Genomic DNA, 14,231 nt, shown 5'->3' with positions numbered 1-14,231 from the left:
ATCCCCAATTGGATGCCCACCATGGCACGGCTCCCACGACTCGACCTTCCCGGCGTGCCTCAGCACGTGGTGCAACGCGGCGTCGACCGCCAGCCGTGCTTCGCTCGCGACGACGACTACCTCAGGTACCGGCAGGAGCTTGCTGAGGCTGCGCTCAAGCACGCATGCGCCGTGCATGCCTACGTGCTGATGACGAATCACGTCCACCTGCTGGTGACACCGTCCGAGCCGGGCGGCGTATCGCGGATGATGCAGGCCATTGGCCGCCGCTACGTGACCGGCTTCAACGCGCGCTACCGGCGGACCGGCACGCTGTGGGAAGGCCGCTTCAAGTCCGCACTGGTCGACAGCGACGAGTATGTGCTCGCCTGCTACCGCTACATCGAACTCAACCCAGTGCGGGCCGCGATGGTGCTGCAGCCCAGCGAGTACGTCTGGAGCAGCTACGCCCGCAATGCGCTCGGCATGCACGATGTGCGGATCACGCCGCATGACGCCTATCGACGCCTAAGCGCCGTAGATCGCGACCGGCACGCCGCCTACGCTGCTCTCGTCGCGAAAGGCATCGATACTGAGCAAGCGCACGACATCGCCTTGCACACGCAACAGCAGAAGCCCTGGGGACCCGAGCGGTTCCGGCGTCAAATCGAGGCGTTGACCGGACGGGCGGTCGAGGTCAGGCCGCGAGGGCGACCGGCCAAGTGGACGGCGTCAGCGCATCCAAGTAAATGAACCTGACCCTTTTCGCGTGGGGCCACGGAGCGCGAGCCGCAGGCCGCCTATATCGCGCTGGTGGGACGCAAGGGGAAGCAGGCGGTTAGCTCGACGTAACTGCCTTCGTCCCTTTTGATTCTTTCCCGCCCCCCTTTACCGAAATCTGCGAAACTCGGAGGGCTCCCAGCGGCACTAGCCGCCGGACGATGGGGAGCACAACAGCAGTGGCCACTAACTGATGGACAAGGAGAGGACACATGGAAATTAAACGCAGCTCGAACTCGTCGATTGAAGCACGGCCCGGGTCACACGGGGGTCTTGCTCTCAGCTTGTTACTCGCGGTCGCCGTTGGCTTTGCATGCGCGCCGGACGCAAATGCGCAGACGCCGGATCCGGGTCCGGGCCCGGGCCCGGATCGCACTGACAAGCTAGACGGAATTAAGGGCGTCGGATTTGGCCCTGCTTTCTATTTTCTTCGCTACAAAAACCACGTAATTGAAGATGCAAGAGATGTCAGAGTTCGAACCAACGGCACACTTGAAGCAAACCAGACCAGAACTTCGAGCAGCCTCGGGCTTGAGGTGCACGCCAACCTAGGTAAAGGGTGGAACGTTTGTGATGGCGAATGCACCGCGACCAACGTCATCAGCACTTGGGGCTGGAAAGCGTCTCCCTATCTCGGCGTTTTCGATGTAAGCGATGGAATTAATGGCTTGACAGCCGGAGTAGTTGCTGGGGTCTGGAGAGGCGACAAGGAAGGGGATAGCAGGACGGCCCTCAATCTTGGCATCGGCTATTTCACCCATAAAAACCAGCTTGTACTTGCCGACGACGTCCAGATCGGCCAGGCATTACCAGCTGGACTAGCGGTGGCAGACGCAACAAGGAAGACCGATGTCAGCGGAATAACGGTGTTCGTCTCCGCGAGCATGGGTTTTTAAGCGGCGGGCACGGCAAGCCCTATAGGGTTTGTGCGACACCCCGCATCCAAAGGCGCCAGGTTCATTTCCGACGGACTGCGCGGCGTCGCCTGGCAGCGAATTGGTTCGACGCAAGGCCGTGGTGCGCATCCGCAATCGGATGCGCACCACGAGGCGGCTCCCACGACTCGACCTTCCTGACGTGCCGCAGCACGTGGTGCAACGCGGCTTCGCCCGCGACGACGACTATCTCAGGTACCGGCAGGAACTTGGTGACGCCGCGCTCAAGCGCGCACACGCCGTGCATGCCTACGTACTGATGACGAATCACGTGCACCTGCTGGTGACACGGTCCGAGCCGGGCGGCGTATCGCGGATGATGCAGGCCACTGGCCGCCGCTACATGAGCGGCTTCAACGCGCGCTGCCGGCGGACCGGCACGCTGTAGGAAGGCCGCTTCAAGAAACGGGGTCAGGTTGAGTTCTTGAAGAAGTGAACGTGACCCCGTTATTTAATTTTCGCTGGGCCCGATGGGGGTCGGGTGCGGGCCGGTCGATCGCCGTGCCTGCTGGCTGATCGAGAACGCGAGACTGCCGAGTAGCGGCTCATCGGCAATCAGTCAGCCCTGCGCACCCGGATAAATCCGCTCTGCCCCGGGTCTCGCCGTCGCTTCCAGGATCAGTCGCGCGGTGGCGGCCGGCTCGTCCCAGTGCGGAAAATGGCCGGAGTGCTCGAACCAGTGCAGGCGCGCGTCGGGGAACAGGGCCTGGGCCCGCGCGGCCTGCGCGGTGAAACAGACGCGGTCGTGGCGTCCCCAGCCGATCACCAGCGGCGGCGTGATCGAACCGGCGGTGGCGCCTGCCTGCGTCGGGCCGTAGGCCAGGCTGTGAAGCAGCGCATTGAACGACGGCGCGGCAACGTAGCTGCACAATTCGTTCGCGACGGGCGCAGCCGGCAGCAACCAGGGTTTCGCCGAGAACTGCAGCAGCAAGGAGGTGCGCGACACCGGGTGCGCTGCCAGCCGCCGCAGCCACGGTCGCAGTGCGCGCAGCAGCGCGATCGAGGCGCGGACCGAGCCATAGAACGCGTGCCGCTCCCATCCGCGCCAGAAGCCACCCGGGTCGAGCGACACCACCGCACCGAGCACGCCGCCACGCCGCACGAGTTCGAGCACCAGCCGCGCCCCCATCGACGTGCCCACCGCATCGACGCCGATCAGCCCGTGCCGCTGCAGGAACGCGGTAAGCGCGTCGCCGAGCGTGGCCATCGACACCTCGCCGGCCAGCGGCGGCGTCTGCCCGAAGCCCGGCAGGTCGACCGCGATCACTTCGCGTTCGGCCGCCAGCGCGTCGATTACGGTGTCGAAGCTGTGCACGTCGCCGCCCAGCCCATGCACGAGCAGCAGCGGCCGCCCACGCCCGCGGCGGATGTGATGCATCTCGGACAAGGCCCTGCTCCCGGGTGGTTTCCCCGATTAGACGCGCACGTCGCCGACACAGCTGTGACGGGTGGATGCGCGCGTCGCGCAGCACAGTGGCCGGCGATTCAAATGCGGCGAATAACGGCGCCACGCTCACTTTTAACCCATTGGTCAAGTGAAGCTGATTCCGTTTCCGACCCGTTTCTAGCAGGTAACACAATCAGGCTGGGTTCTGGCAGAAGTAAACCTGACCCCGTTAGTCGTTGTCGTCGGACCCGCAGCACAGCGGTGGAGCGAGACGGTGCGACTACCGAGCCTGACAAACAGGCGCCGTCATGGACTAGCAGCGCCCATCGATATCAGGTTTTCTTCGCAGGCTTCGCCTTGGCCTTCTCGGCAGGTGCCTTTTTAGCGGCCTCGCACTCCTCGACCAGCGCCTTGATCTCCGGGTACGCAGGATCGGTTTCGTAGCGCTGCGGATACGCCAATTCCGTGCAGGTGGTCGCGAGCGGCTTCATGTCGGAGTCGTGGCCGCCTGGGTGCGCGAACGCCGACATTGAAAGCAGGGACATCGAGAGACCGACTAGGAAAGCAGACATCTTCATTGGGTAGCTCCAGGGCAGCGCGGCAGCTCGGCCGCATGGTCAATCCCCGCGTTGGGACAGCCATCGTGGGGTATGGGTTTGAAACCCGCGTTTTTCAGACGAGGCGTTTGATGTCGGAGTACTGACCGCGAACCCGCAGAACGACAGTAACCGGAGCATCGCCACGGTTGCGCCAGAACCAGCCGTGGTTCCCGTCAAAGGCAGCCTTGAGCACCCCTGCGTCGGATCGTGCGCTTCGACCCTTCTCATAGCTGATGGACTGGCCGCCACCGTCGGCGTGCGCATCGAAATTCACGGTTCCATCCTGCACAGCCCAGCTGAACTCAGCCTGCTCGCCCGCCTTCATGACCAGCTTGATCTCGGCGCCCTCACCGGGCTGCAGGACCACTCGCATTTCGTCCCGCCAGTCTTCGCCTGGCGCGGCAGGTGCAACCACTGAAGGCGCACTGGTTCCGCTTCGCGCGACGCCATCCGCAGGGGGTGCCACGGGCGCGTTAACGGTGCGTGTTGCCGCATCCAGGCCGGTCGCATCGGCGGCCGCGTCGGCCGCGGCCTCTTTCGCCAGCTGGGCTTTGATCTCCCCCATCTCGGTAAGGCCCAGAGCGCGTCCAATACCTGTGGGATCGATGGCGTACTCGGCCGGCAGCACGACGGCGACCAGCACTACCGAAGCGACCACGAGTGCCAGCAGGGTTGAGCGGAGCAGCTTTCTCGTCGACGGCAGGTCGGCATCGTTCGGCTTGTCAATGTTGTGCATGGTGCCTAGCTCCTACGTGTCAGGTGACGAAGTAACCGGTGAGTTGGTACCCGATCAGGATGAAACCGGCGCACATCATCGCCACGTTGGCGGTATAGGCATGGCGCCAAAAGCTGACCGTTCGCCGCCAGAAGCCCATCGCAATGAGGATCGCTCCCAGCGCCATCAATTGCCCGATCTCGACGCCGACGTTGAACGCAAGCAGGTTGGGCACAAGCCCGTCGGGAGAGATGTCGTAGTCGATGATCTTGCTGGCCAGACCGAAGCCGTGGAACAACCCGAAGATCAAGGTGGCCGCTTTCGTGTCCGGCTGGAAGCCGAACCAGCGCTGGAAGGCGCCCAGGTTGTCCATCGCCTTGTAGACCACCGACAGGCCGATGACCGCGTCGATCAGGTAGCTGTTGATGCCGATGTTGAAATACACGCCGAGCAGCATGGTGGTCGAGTGACCGATCGCGAACAGCGTCACGTACAGCGCGATGTCCTTCAACCGATAGAGGAAAAAAATCACTCCGAGCAGGAACAGGATGTGGTCATACCCGGTGGCCATGTGTTTGGCGCCCAGGTACATAAAGGGGATCGGATGAGCGCCGGAAATCTCCTGGATGTAGCCCTTGTCGCCCTCGGCCACCGCATGCGCAAACGCGTCGCCAGCAAGCGACAGCAGCAGCATCGCTAGAGTGAGCAGGATCGCGAGCCGGCCTTCCCGGTCACCAGGTCCTGACGCCATCGTTCGAAGAGACAGGTGCATCGCTTGATGTCCTCGTGAGCGAAGGTGACGCGTGAAAAGCGCGAACAGGTTCAGCCGCGTGCCGGCACGGGGGCGTCAACGCCCGCAAGCCCAATGCTCTCGCGGCGCTGGATGAGCCGGTAGAGCGCGGCCGGACGAGCGGCGTGAGCAAGGTTGACGAGATGATTCCGCCAATCACGACGGTCGCCATCGGACGCTGAACCTCCCTACCCGTGCCTACTCCGAGCGCCATCGGGAGGAAGCCCAAACTCGCTATCCACGAGGTCATGAGCACGGCCCACACGCGGGTTAGAGCGTACCGACGCAGCCGACAAGAAACGGGGTCAAGAAACGGGGTCAGGTTGAGTTCTTGAAGAAGTGAACCTGACCCCGTTTTTGGAAGGCGACCGGACAGCGGCACTGGTGTTACTCGAACGCGGTGCCGCTCAGGGGGATATGAAGTCGAAAGCTCGACTGGAGGTCGAGCGGCCTTCGGGTAATTGAACCTGACACCGATACTGGCTAGGAACTAGACGAACGAGTTTCCGCGAACCATCCGGAAAAACCAATCTCGTCAGCTCGCCACATTCGTCGCGCACGGATCTCGTACGTTGCCCGAGTAACCGGAGACATCGCGCCATACGCTATCGCCCGATGCATCTGCTCGTCTATCAAGACGAATAGCCGCTTTTGGATATCGATCTCTACCCTCTTTTCCTTGGCCAGAGCAGCCCTGCGACGAACGAACTGAAAAGCAGTATAAGAAAGGTAAATTCCGAGAGCCATTGAGGTCCCGGCAGCCACATAATAAAATAAATGCCCCTCTTGGGCAGTAGAACTCTTCTGAACGAGATAAAGCGCCGCAAAGGCAACGGCAATCAGAACGTAGCCCACCAGCAGTGAAATTATTCCAAGCACCCTTCGACGATCTAACTCAGCCTCCAGTTTGTCGAGGTTTTCCGTGGACGTCTCTGCCAACCTAAAGAGGGCCTCGAGCTCAGCGAAACGTTCTGACTTAAGTTCGTCATGAATCGTCATTGGTTAGATTCCGCAATTATTGCTACAGAATTCACGAAATCGCGCAAGATCTTGTCCTTTTGCCCCCGCTCAAGACAGGACGCAACTTTATGTCCGTTGTACTCAAAGTTCTCCTCGCTAGCACACACCTGAATTGTCTCTATCCTTAGGTGCGAAGCGCCCAGATCAGTTTCGAGTGACTTTAGCGCAGAGGCAAACAGCCCCTCACCATCCTTGTGGTAGTACACCAGGGAGCGATCTGCATCGTTGTAAAACAAGTCGACCTTATTTACCGCAATAACAAGCCACTTTGGCCTTCGCTTCGAGTAAAACAATCGGCGTATATTCGCCAGCTCAAATTTAAGCGAGTCCAACTCGATACGCAGATTGTATTCTCGCAGCTGGTCAATCGTTCTTATGCCATCCTTGTTCACCAGTGATGCTAGAACGGCAGGAGTGCGAGGCGCCGAATAGCCCCAGTCAACAACATGTATCACGCCCTCAAGGCTGGTATTGTTGGTGTAGACGTCGATTTCACCCGCAGTTCGCAAGTTCGTTTGGCCAGGAAGGGTGCGAACGAGCTTGCCCCACTGACCGAACTGAATTGCATCGGTTTCCACACCAAGAGAGGCGTCCGGATTTTCGTAGTACAGAGTTCGCGCCTTACCGTGCATTTGTCCGATAAGGACTGTTTTCCCTGCACCGGGCGAGCCTGTTATAACGATCTGCGTTTCGCCTCTATCCGCAAATGCCTTTGCCTTGGTCCAGTACCTCTGGACAGCATGTCGGTAATCATAGCCAGCTTTAGCTGCAGTAAATCCGTACCTAGCAGCTGTAAACCATTCGATCGGCATTCAATTCCCCATCGCTAACGCCAAGGCGCGGCCGCCCCGGGGCGACATCGACGTTGCAGTCCACAGGCACAAGTCCTTACGTCAACTGGACCGCAAAGCGCCTCGACGACAGCGTCATCTCGACTGATTGGGGCGATTGTATCCGCGAAAGTGATTGACAGGCCGGCTGTTGGAATTGCCTGGTTGTTGACACTGCAGTCAGCATGCGCGAACACAAGGAATCGCCACCTTCTTCGTTGGACGGGTGGGATCAGCAGTCAAGCCTTTGGCTTCGGGTCAAAGGGGTTAGTTTGCTTTTAGACGTGCAGTGCAGCATTTCCCGGCAGCGGTGAGGCGCTGGTACGGCTTTAGCGGGGTCCCGATTGCGGACGGCTACGATGGTCCGACTGCCGCGAGTCGGTATCCCCGTGACATGCAGCAGCAGGCGGTCCAGCGTCAACATCACAGATCAGACTGTGTTTCTCAGCGCACTGGGAGAAGAATCACGTTGGCCTTGTTTTGGAAATGCTGATGCGTGGCGGCCGAGTGGGCCGTCTTGTACCCATGCCCGGACATGGCGCTCGCCGGCTTTGAGCGCGCGGCGGAAAAGGGCAGCGCGATCGCGACGTAGAACGCAGCGCTCATGCGGCTGGAGCGAGCCAGCAAAAGGGATTAGGCGGTGTCGCTGGTGGTGCGCGCGCAAGGTGCAGCACGGGGCGACATGAAGTCGCAGACCGGCTTGCAGTTGGATCGAAACAGCACTCTGACCCCTGTTTCGTCGGCACTACCACCAGTCAGAGTCGTCGCTATCCTCGCCGATATGGAGGCGACCGGCATGCACGTATGTTGCGACGTCAACGTGAGAATAGGTAATACCTGTTACGTCACACAGCCCCACGCTATCTTGGACGTAACAGACGGGAAATTCAGTTGCTCGTGGGACAAGCACTATGTTTGTCCCGCCGGCCTTCTGCACTGAATTAAACAGGACGGCATCTACTCGCGGTGTGCGCTCGCTCGTCAGATATTCGAGCATAGCCTGCGTGATCAAGTATTCCGACTCGCGCCCCGGGACGATCGGTCTCGCAATCTGCGCATGAAAGCGCCTTAAGAATGCACGCCTACTTAGCTCCTGACTGTAATCCTCTTGGAAATAGCTAAGAACCTCGTGACTGCGCGCCCGCTCAAGCAAGCGGAAGTCCAGCACAACAAGATCCTTGGTTGTGGCGAACTGCGCGTAAACGTAGCTCGCTCCGATAGCTGGCCGCATTTCTGCAAGCGCAGTTTCCTTTTCCATTGCCGCATAAAAGACAGGAACGCCCTCAGCGTTCATACGGCCATCGCGTGCTTTATCTGGGGGCGGGGCTCCCATGTGCTGCGCTGGTTCTCGGAAGATCTGCTGGGTCAGATCGAATCCGTTTGTTGCACGAAAGCGAAACAGCAGGGTATTGGCGGGCAGTCGTCGAACCGGGCGTTCGACTGTATCAGTGTGCAAACTGGTGGACGCACCTAGTCCTTCCAGGCCTTCGAACAACCCATCAAAAAACGTTCTGATGGCCGCATTGAAGAAGCGACGCTCGTGCCTGAGCTCGGCCTGAAGCCGTCGCCACTCCACATGCATGTGAGACACGTCCGGCCCGATTGGCTCGTAGCAGAACCCTTCATCAAAGAAGGGTTCATCCCCGTCGGGCGGCCAGTAGTCATCGGAGTCGACCACCGCGTCCACGATCTCGTCGTGGTTAGGCAAGTACTGGCCTAGGACCTCTTGCACCACGTCGGTCAGCGCGTCTCCCTGCTGCTCAAAATAACCGCGATCGTCGTCCGCGTCGGCGAAGATCCTGAGTTCCGTGCCAAGTCGAAAGTTCTCGCGGATTGCGTCGGCAACTCGTCGACCAAGCGTTGCTGTATCGAATGCCCGCCTCCGCCCCCCGCATACGGTGCACTTCGAACGCTCTCCCTCTTGTCGAACGATATTCGCAAGTGCAGCGTCATCGATACAGCGGTAGCAAATTGAGCCAGACATACACCACCCAAAAAAAGGCGGCCGGGGCCGCCTTTTGTTTACACGGACACTGGATTCGGCTTCTCCACCTCCAGCTTGTACTGCTTGATCGCCCTCGCGACATCCTTAGAGGTCATCTTCCCCTCCGCCGCCAGCGCCGCAATCGCCGCATGCGCGATGTGGAACCGATCCACCTCGAAATGCCGCCGCAGGTTATCGCGCGTATCCGACCGCCCGAAGCCATCCGTGCCAAGGACGCTGTAGCGCATCGGCACGTACTCGCGGATCTGGTTGGCGTACATGCGGATGTAGTCGGTGGCGGCGATCACCGGGCCCTGGCGGCCTTCGAGCAGCCCGGTGACGTAAGCCTTGCGCTGTTCGCCCTCGGGGTGCAGACGGTTGTAACGCTCGGCGTCGGCGCCGTCGCGGGCCAGCTCGGTGAAGCTGGGGCAGGACCAGATATCGCTGGTGACACCGAAGTCCTTGTCGAGCAGTTCCGCCGCGGCGATCGCCTCGCGCAGGATGGTGCCGGAGCCGAGCAGCTGCACGCGCAGCTCGCCCTTCTTCGGCTTGCCGGCGTCCTTGAGCAGGTACATGCCCTTGATGATGCCGTCGGCCGCGCCCTCGGGCATGTCCGGGTGGGCGTAGTTCTCGTTCATCAGGGTGATGTAGAAGTACTCGTCGCGCTGCTCGGCGAGCATGCGCTGCATGCCGTACTGCAGGACCACGGCGACTTCGTACGCGAACGTAGGATCGTACGAACGGCAGTTCGGGATCGTCGCGCTGATGACGTGGCTGTGGCCGTCTTCGTGCTGCAGGCCTTCGCCGTTGAGCGTGGTGCGGCCGGCGGTAGCGCCGAGCAGGAAGCCGCGGCTGCGCATGTCGGCGGCCTGCCAGGCCGAGTCGCCGATGCGCTGGAAGCCGAACATCGAGTAGTAGATGTAGAACGGCAGCATCGGCAGGTCGCTGACGCTGTAGCTGGTGGCCGCGGCGATCCACGACGAGAACGCGCCGGCTTCGGTGATGCCTTCTTCGAGCACCTGGCCGGCCGCGTCCTCGCGGTAGTACATCAGCTGGTCGCGATCGACCGGCTTGTACTGCTGGCCACGCGGGGCGTAGATACCGAGCTGGCGGAACATGCCTTCCATGCCGAACGTGCGCGCTTCATCGGCGACGATCGGCACGCAGCGCGGGCCGACCTGCTTGTCGCGCAGCACGATGTTGAGCGCCTGCACGAACGCCATCGTGGTGCTGATCTCGCGATCGCCCGTGGTCTTGAGCAGGCGGTCGAAGACTTCGAGCTTGGGCGCTTCGAACGTCTGCGTGGACTTGGGCCGGCGCTGCGGCAGGAAGCCACCGAGCGCGCGGCGGCGCTCGAGCATGTACTCGACTTCCGGCGAGTCCTTGCCCGGGTGGTAGAACGGCACCGCGCCGTCTTCGAGCTGCTTGTCGCTGACCGGAATATTGAAGCGGTCGCGGAACAGGCGCACGGCGTCGTTGTCGAGCTTCTTGGTGTTGTGCGTGGGGTTGAGCGCTTCGCCCGCCGCGCCCATGCCGTAGCCCTTCACCGTCTTGGCGAGGATGACGGTCGGCATGCCCTTGGCCTTGCTGGCCTCGTGGTAGGCGGCATAGACCTTGTGCGGGTCGTGGCCGCCGCGGTTGAGGCGCCAGACGTCCTCGTCGGACATGTTGGCGACCAGCGCGGCGGTCTCGGGGTACTTGCCGAAGAAGTTCTCGCGCGTGTACTTGCCGCCGAACGCCTTGCAGTTCTGGTACTCGCCGTCGAGGGTCTCCATCATCAGTTCGCGCAGCTTGCCGGTGGTGTCGCGCGCAAGCAGCGGATCCCAGTAGCTGCCCCAGACGAGCTTGATGACGTTCCAGCCCGCGCCGCGGAACTGGCCTTCGAGTTCCTGGATGATCTTGCCGTTGCCGCGCACCGGACCGTCAAGGCGCTGCAGGTTGCAGTTGACGACGAAGACGAGGTTGTCGAGGCCTTCGCGGCCGGCGACCGAGATCGCGCCGAGGCTCTCGGGCTCGTCCGTCTCGCCGTCACCGAGGAAGCACCAGACCTTGCGGTCGGTCTTCGGCATCAGGCCGCGGCCTTCGAGGTACTTCCAGAAGCGCGCCTGGTAGATCGCGCTGATCGGGCCCAGGCCCATGGACACGGTGGCGGTCTGCCAGTAGTCGGGCATCAGCCACGGGTGCGGGTAGCTGCTGATGCCGCGGCCGTCGACTTCCATGCGGAAGTGGTCGAGCTGGTCTTCGGTCAGGCGGCCTTCGAGGAAGCTGCGCGCGTAGATGCCGGGCGAGCTGTGGCCCTGGATGTAGAGCAGATCGCCCGGGTGGTCTTCGCTGGGCGCGCGCCAGAAGTGGTTGAAGCCGACGTCGTAGAGCGTGGCGCTGGATGCGAACGAGGCGATATGGCCGCCGAGCTCGCCGGGCTTGCGGTTGGCACGCACGACCATTGCCAGCGCGTTCCAGCGCAGGATCGAACGGATGCGCCACTCCATCGCCGAGTCACCGGGGCTCTTGGCCTCGAGGTGCGCGGGGATGGTGTTGATGTATTCGGTGGTCGGGTTGAACGGCAGGTGCGCACCGGCGCGGCGCGTGACCTCGACCATGCCTTCAAGCAGCTGGTGCGCGCGTTGCGGGCCATCGCGCTGGATGACGGCCTGGACGGATTCGACCCACTCGCGGGTTTCGATCGGATCGGGATCGTCGTGCAGCAGGTCGTTGAACGCGCTCGGCGGCAGCTGGTCTTGGCTCATGCGTATCGCGGCCCCGTGGCCGCGCCTCGTCAGACGGGGAAAGGCCCGATTCTAGCAGCGGGTTTCAAGCATTCCGGCCGCATTGATTCGATGAAAACGAATGCTGTCATGCGCGGTTGGGCGCGCAGCGCGCGGGGTTTGCCGGCTGTGGCGCGTGGGGAGCGGAGCAGTGCGCTGACAACGCGCGACTGTGCGCATGCGTGTGGTGGTGCTGAAGGGCGCGGCGATGCGATGACTCGCTGCAGGGGGCGATGCGGTCTATGGATGACGAAGCTGCCGAGCGCCTTCGTGCGCGATGGCGGCGGATGAGTTTGCAGACGGGCGGGCGCCTACGGATGCCATCGCGAACGAAGGGGTTGACGAACTACTAAGCTGTTAGTACTAATGACGCCGTAGACCCACCAAAGGCTGTCGATGTCCACCCCCAACCCCACCGAAGGCGAACTGGCGATCCTGCGCGTGCTGTGGTCGCGCAAGGCAGCGATGACCGTGCGCGAAATGCACGAGGTGCTCTCGCGCGACAAGGACACCGCGTACACGACGGTGCTGAAGATGATGACGATCATGGCCGAGAAGGGCCTGGTCACGCGCGACGAATCCGAGCGCAGCCACACCTACGTGCCGGTGCACGATGAGCCGGTGGTGCAGGCCTCGCTGCTGAAGGACCTGATGCGCCGCGCGTTTTCGGGATCGGCACTGACGCTGGTGCAGCGCGCGATCGATGACGACATCGCCAGCCCGGAAGAGCTGGATGCGATGTCCAAGCTCATCGCGCAGGCGAAAGCGAAGCGCAAGCGCTGATGGACACGCTGGCCGCCCTGCAGTTCGGCTTCGCACCGGCGCTTGCCACGGCGCTGCTGCATGCGCTGTGGCAGGACGCGCTGCTGGGTGTTGCTGCATGGCTGACACTGGCGGCGATGGCGCGTTCGAGTGCGGCCGCGCGGCATACGGTCGCGATGGGCTTTCTGCTTGCGATGGTGCTGGTGCCGGCCTCGATGTTCCTGCGCTTCTGGCAGGTCGCACCCGTGGACGTCAATGCGGGTGTGCTGCAGGCGATCACCGCGCCTCGTATCGAGGCGACGACCGGCGTGTTCGTGCAGCAGTCCAGCCCCGTCGCGATCGCGCTGGCACTGATCTGGCTGGCAGGCGTGGGCTTGATGCTGCTGCGGCACTTCGGTGGCTGGCGGCTGGTGAGCGCGCTGGAGCGGCATCCGTATCAGGCGCTGCCTGCGCAGTGGCAACGGCGCGTTGAAGCGCTGCGCACGGCGATGGGCATCACGCGCGAGGTCGCGGTGCGGTTGTCGGCGGACGTGGTCGGCCCGTTCACGGCGCGGTTGCTGCGGCCGGTGGTGTGGCTGCCGCTGTCGCTCATCACGCAGCTGCCGCGCGAACAGCTCGAAGCGCTGCTTGCGCATGAGCTGGCACATGTCGCGCGCATGGACTGGCTGTGGAACGGGCTGCAGTGCGTGATCGAGTCGCTGCTGTTCTTCCATCCCGCGGCGTGGTGGCTGGGCCGGCGCATCCGGCAGGAACGCGAACACGCCTGTGACGATCTTGCGGTGGCGGCGTGCGGAGACGCCATCGCGCTGGCCGAGGCGCTCGTGCAGATCGAGCGTCAGCGGCATCCCTCCCCGCACCTGGTAATCCCTGATTTAGTTCTCCCAGCCCATGGAGGCTCACTCATGAAACGCATTACCCGTCTGGTATCCGGACCGCCCGCGCGCAGCCGCTGGGGCGCACGCGCCGGCCTTGCCGTACTGATCGCAACGGGCGCATTGCTGGTGTCGCAGGTCGGCATCAGTGGCACCGCGCGCCCGAACATCCACATCATGTCGACCACCGACGGCGTGCTGCGCCCCGGCGATACGCGCGAGATCACCGCGAACGGCCTCGACAGGCAGCGCTACTACCGCGGCAGCGTCGATGCGCAGGGCCGGTTGACCGAGTTCTACAAGGAAGACGGCCAGGTGCGGCCGATCGATACGGGCGTGCGCAACTGGATCGCGGAGGTTTCCCGCCTGAGCGTGCCGCCGGCGCCGCCCGTCCCGCCCGCACCGCCAGCGCCGCTTGCTCCACCGGCACCGTTCGCTGCGGATGCGCCACCTGCACCTCCTGCGCCACCGGCTCCGCCCGCACCCCCTGCACCGCCGGAAGTTGCCGACACGGCCGTGTTCCGGTCGCTGCTGCGCGTGGTGGCGAACGATCCGGGCGTGGTCGCCAAGCTCGGCAGCCCGATCGCACTGGCATCGAACGACGTCGAGGGGAGCATCAATATCGACGGCGGCGCGTCACCGGGCGCGGACGTGGACGCCACGTTCGAACTGACCGGGCCGAAAGGACGCGCGGACGTGCATGTGATTGCGCAGCTCGATGGCCGGAAGTGGTCGCTGCAGACCATCGAGTTGAAGGGCCCTGCCCGATGAGTTTTTTTGCGCCAAAGTACTAATCTGTTAGTAGAAACGCCA

The 14,231-nt window shown here is 62.7% G+C and carries 14 protein-coding genes and 1 pseudogene; 5 read left to right on the top strand and 10 right to left on the bottom strand.

The features are described from left to right. The first annotated feature begins 21 nt into the window (after positions 1–21). From ACFFGH_RS17015 to ACFFGH_RS17005, 3 genes are all read left to right on the top strand, one after another. The gene (locus tag ACFFGH_RS17015; protein ID WP_386670429.1) at positions 22–732 is read left to right on the top strand and encodes a transposase; all 711 of its coding nucleotides are present in this window, start codon (positions 22–24) and stop codon (positions 730–732) included. A 239-nt stretch (positions 733–971) separates the two neighbouring features. After that, complete coding sequence (locus ACFFGH_RS17010) at positions 972–1,655, top strand: hypothetical protein (protein ID WP_386670427.1); 684 nt, start codon at positions 972–974, stop codon at positions 1,653–1,655. Between the two features lie 139 nt (positions 1,656–1,794). After that, positions 1,795–2,082: a transposase gene (locus ACFFGH_RS17005; RefSeq protein ID WP_386670425.1), complete on the top strand. Its 288-nt coding sequence runs from the start codon at positions 1,795–1,797 to the stop codon at positions 2,080–2,082. 171 nt (positions 2,083–2,253) lie between these two features. On the opposite strand, the gene ACFFGH_RS17000 is transcribed toward ACFFGH_RS17005, so the two are convergent. The 10 genes and pseudogenes from ACFFGH_RS17000 to aceE all read right to left on the bottom strand — a co-directional run bounded on the left by ACFFGH_RS17000 (position 2,254) and on the right by aceE (position 11,766). Further along, complete coding sequence (locus ACFFGH_RS17000; RefSeq protein ID WP_386671265.1) at positions 2,254–3,072, bottom strand: alpha/beta fold hydrolase; 819 nt, start codon at positions 3,070–3,072, stop codon at positions 2,254–2,256. Between the two features lie 341 nt (positions 3,073–3,413). Beyond that, the gene (locus tag ACFFGH_RS16995) at positions 3,414–3,653 is read right to left on the bottom strand and encodes a hypothetical protein (RefSeq protein WP_386670423.1); all 240 of its coding nucleotides are present in this window, start codon (positions 3,651–3,653) and stop codon (positions 3,414–3,416) included. A gap of 100 nt (positions 3,654–3,753) precedes the next feature. Continuing rightward, on the bottom strand, positions 3,754–4,416 hold the full coding sequence (locus ACFFGH_RS16990; RefSeq protein WP_386670421.1) for a transmembrane anchor protein: 663 nt from the start codon (positions 4,414–4,416) through the stop codon (positions 3,754–3,756). A gap of 19 nt (positions 4,417–4,435) precedes the next feature. Then, positions 4,436–5,089 carry a HupE/UreJ family protein gene (locus ACFFGH_RS16985; protein WP_386671263.1) on the bottom strand — a complete coding sequence of 218 codons (654 nt, stop codon included), beginning with the start codon at positions 5,087–5,089 and terminating at the stop codon, positions 4,436–4,438. A 128-nt stretch (positions 5,090–5,217) separates the two neighbouring features. Then, positions 5,218–5,489 (bottom strand): annotated as a pseudogene (locus ACFFGH_RS16980) (efflux RND transporter permease subunit); the annotation flags it as partial. 179 nt (positions 5,490–5,668) lie between these two features. After that, the gene (locus ACFFGH_RS16975; RefSeq protein WP_386670420.1) at positions 5,669–6,184 is read right to left on the bottom strand and encodes a hypothetical protein; all 516 of its coding nucleotides are present in this window, start codon (positions 6,182–6,184) and stop codon (positions 5,669–5,671) included. Further along, positions 6,181–7,017: a hypothetical protein gene (locus ACFFGH_RS16970; protein ID WP_386670418.1), complete on the bottom strand. Its 837-nt coding sequence runs from the start codon at positions 7,015–7,017 to the stop codon at positions 6,181–6,183. Before ACFFGH_RS16970 ends, ACFFGH_RS16975 begins: the two co-directional genes overlap by 4 nt. Positions 7,018–7,479: 462 nt before the next feature. Beyond that, entirely contained in the window at positions 7,480–7,641 is a 162-nt protein-coding gene (locus ACFFGH_RS16965) for a hypothetical protein (RefSeq protein WP_386670417.1), read from the bottom strand. Between the two features lie 139 nt (positions 7,642–7,780). Next, a complete protein-coding gene (locus ACFFGH_RS16960; RefSeq protein ID WP_386670415.1) occupies positions 7,781–9,019 on the bottom strand; it encodes an RES family NAD+ phosphorylase in 1,239 nt (412 codons plus the stop codon). A gap of 38 nt (positions 9,020–9,057) precedes the next feature. Continuing rightward, complete coding sequence (gene aceE / locus ACFFGH_RS16955; protein ID WP_386670414.1) at positions 9,058–11,766, bottom strand: pyruvate dehydrogenase (acetyl-transferring), homodimeric type; 2,709 nt, start codon at positions 11,764–11,766, stop codon at positions 9,058–9,060. A 414-nt stretch (positions 11,767–12,180) separates the two neighbouring features. On the opposite strand from aceE, the gene ACFFGH_RS16950 reads away from it, so the two are divergent. Continuing rightward, entirely contained in the window at positions 12,181–12,567 is a 387-nt protein-coding gene (locus ACFFGH_RS16950; RefSeq protein ID WP_386670413.1) for a BlaI/MecI/CopY family transcriptional regulator, read from the top strand. Further along, entirely contained in the window at positions 12,567–14,189 is a 1,623-nt protein-coding gene (locus ACFFGH_RS16945; RefSeq protein ID WP_386670411.1) for a M56 family metallopeptidase, read from the top strand. Before ACFFGH_RS16950 ends, ACFFGH_RS16945 begins: the two co-directional genes overlap by 1 nt. The last annotated feature ends 42 nt before the right edge of the window (positions 14,190–14,231 follow it).

It is taken from the genome of Lysobacter korlensis (assembly GCF_042434515.1).
The sequence above is the reverse complement of the archived record's forward strand: the minus strand, read 5'-3'. Positions and strand labels throughout refer to the sequence as shown.

Bases quoted from the DNA above. Each gene is read 5' to 3' on its own strand.
- ACFFGH_RS16995 (WP_386670423.1), bottom strand. From the start codon at position 3,653: ATGTCTGCTTTCCTAGTCGGTCTCTCGATGTCCCTGCTTTCAATGTCG.
- ACFFGH_RS16945 (WP_386670411.1), top strand. From the start codon at position 12,567: ATGGACACGCTGGCCGCCCTGCAGTTCGGCTTCGCACCGGCGCTTGCC.
- ACFFGH_RS16975 (WP_386670420.1), bottom strand. From the start codon at position 6,184: ATGACGATTCATGACGAACTTAAGTCAGAACGTTTCGCTGAGCTCGAG.
- ACFFGH_RS16990 (WP_386670421.1), bottom strand. From the start codon at position 4,416: ATGCACAACATTGACAAGCCGAACGATGCCGACCTGCCGTCGACGAGA.
- ACFFGH_RS16960 (WP_386670415.1), bottom strand. From the start codon at position 9,019: ATGTCTGGCTCAATTTGCTACCGCTGTATCGATGACGCTGCACTTGCG.
- ACFFGH_RS17005 (WP_386670425.1), top strand. From the start codon at position 1,795: ATGCGCACCACGAGGCGGCTCCCACGACTCGACCTTCCTGACGTGCCG.
- ACFFGH_RS17010 (WP_386670427.1), top strand. From the start codon at position 972: ATGGAAATTAAACGCAGCTCGAACTCGTCGATTGAAGCACGGCCCGGG.
- ACFFGH_RS16965 (WP_386670417.1), bottom strand. From the start codon at position 7,641: ATGAGCGCTGCGTTCTACGTCGCGATCGCGCTGCCCTTTTCCGCCGCG.
- aceE (WP_386670414.1), bottom strand. From the start codon at position 11,766: ATGAGCCAAGACCAGCTGCCGCCGAGCGCGTTCAACGACCTGCTGCAC.
- ACFFGH_RS16970 (WP_386670418.1), bottom strand. From the start codon at position 7,017: ATGCCGATCGAATGGTTTACAGCTGCTAGGTACGGATTTACTGCAGCT.
- ACFFGH_RS16985 (WP_386671263.1), bottom strand. From the start codon at position 5,089: ATGCTGCTGCTGTCGCTTGCTGGCGACGCGTTTGCGCATGCGGTGGCC.
- ACFFGH_RS17000 (WP_386671265.1), bottom strand. From the start codon at position 3,072: ATGCATCACATCCGCCGCGGGCGTGGGCGGCCGCTGCTGCTCGTGCAT.
- ACFFGH_RS17015 (WP_386670429.1), top strand. From the start codon at position 22: ATGGCACGGCTCCCACGACTCGACCTTCCCGGCGTGCCTCAGCACGTG.
- ACFFGH_RS16950 (WP_386670413.1), top strand. From the start codon at position 12,181: ATGTCCACCCCCAACCCCACCGAAGGCGAACTGGCGATCCTGCGCGTG.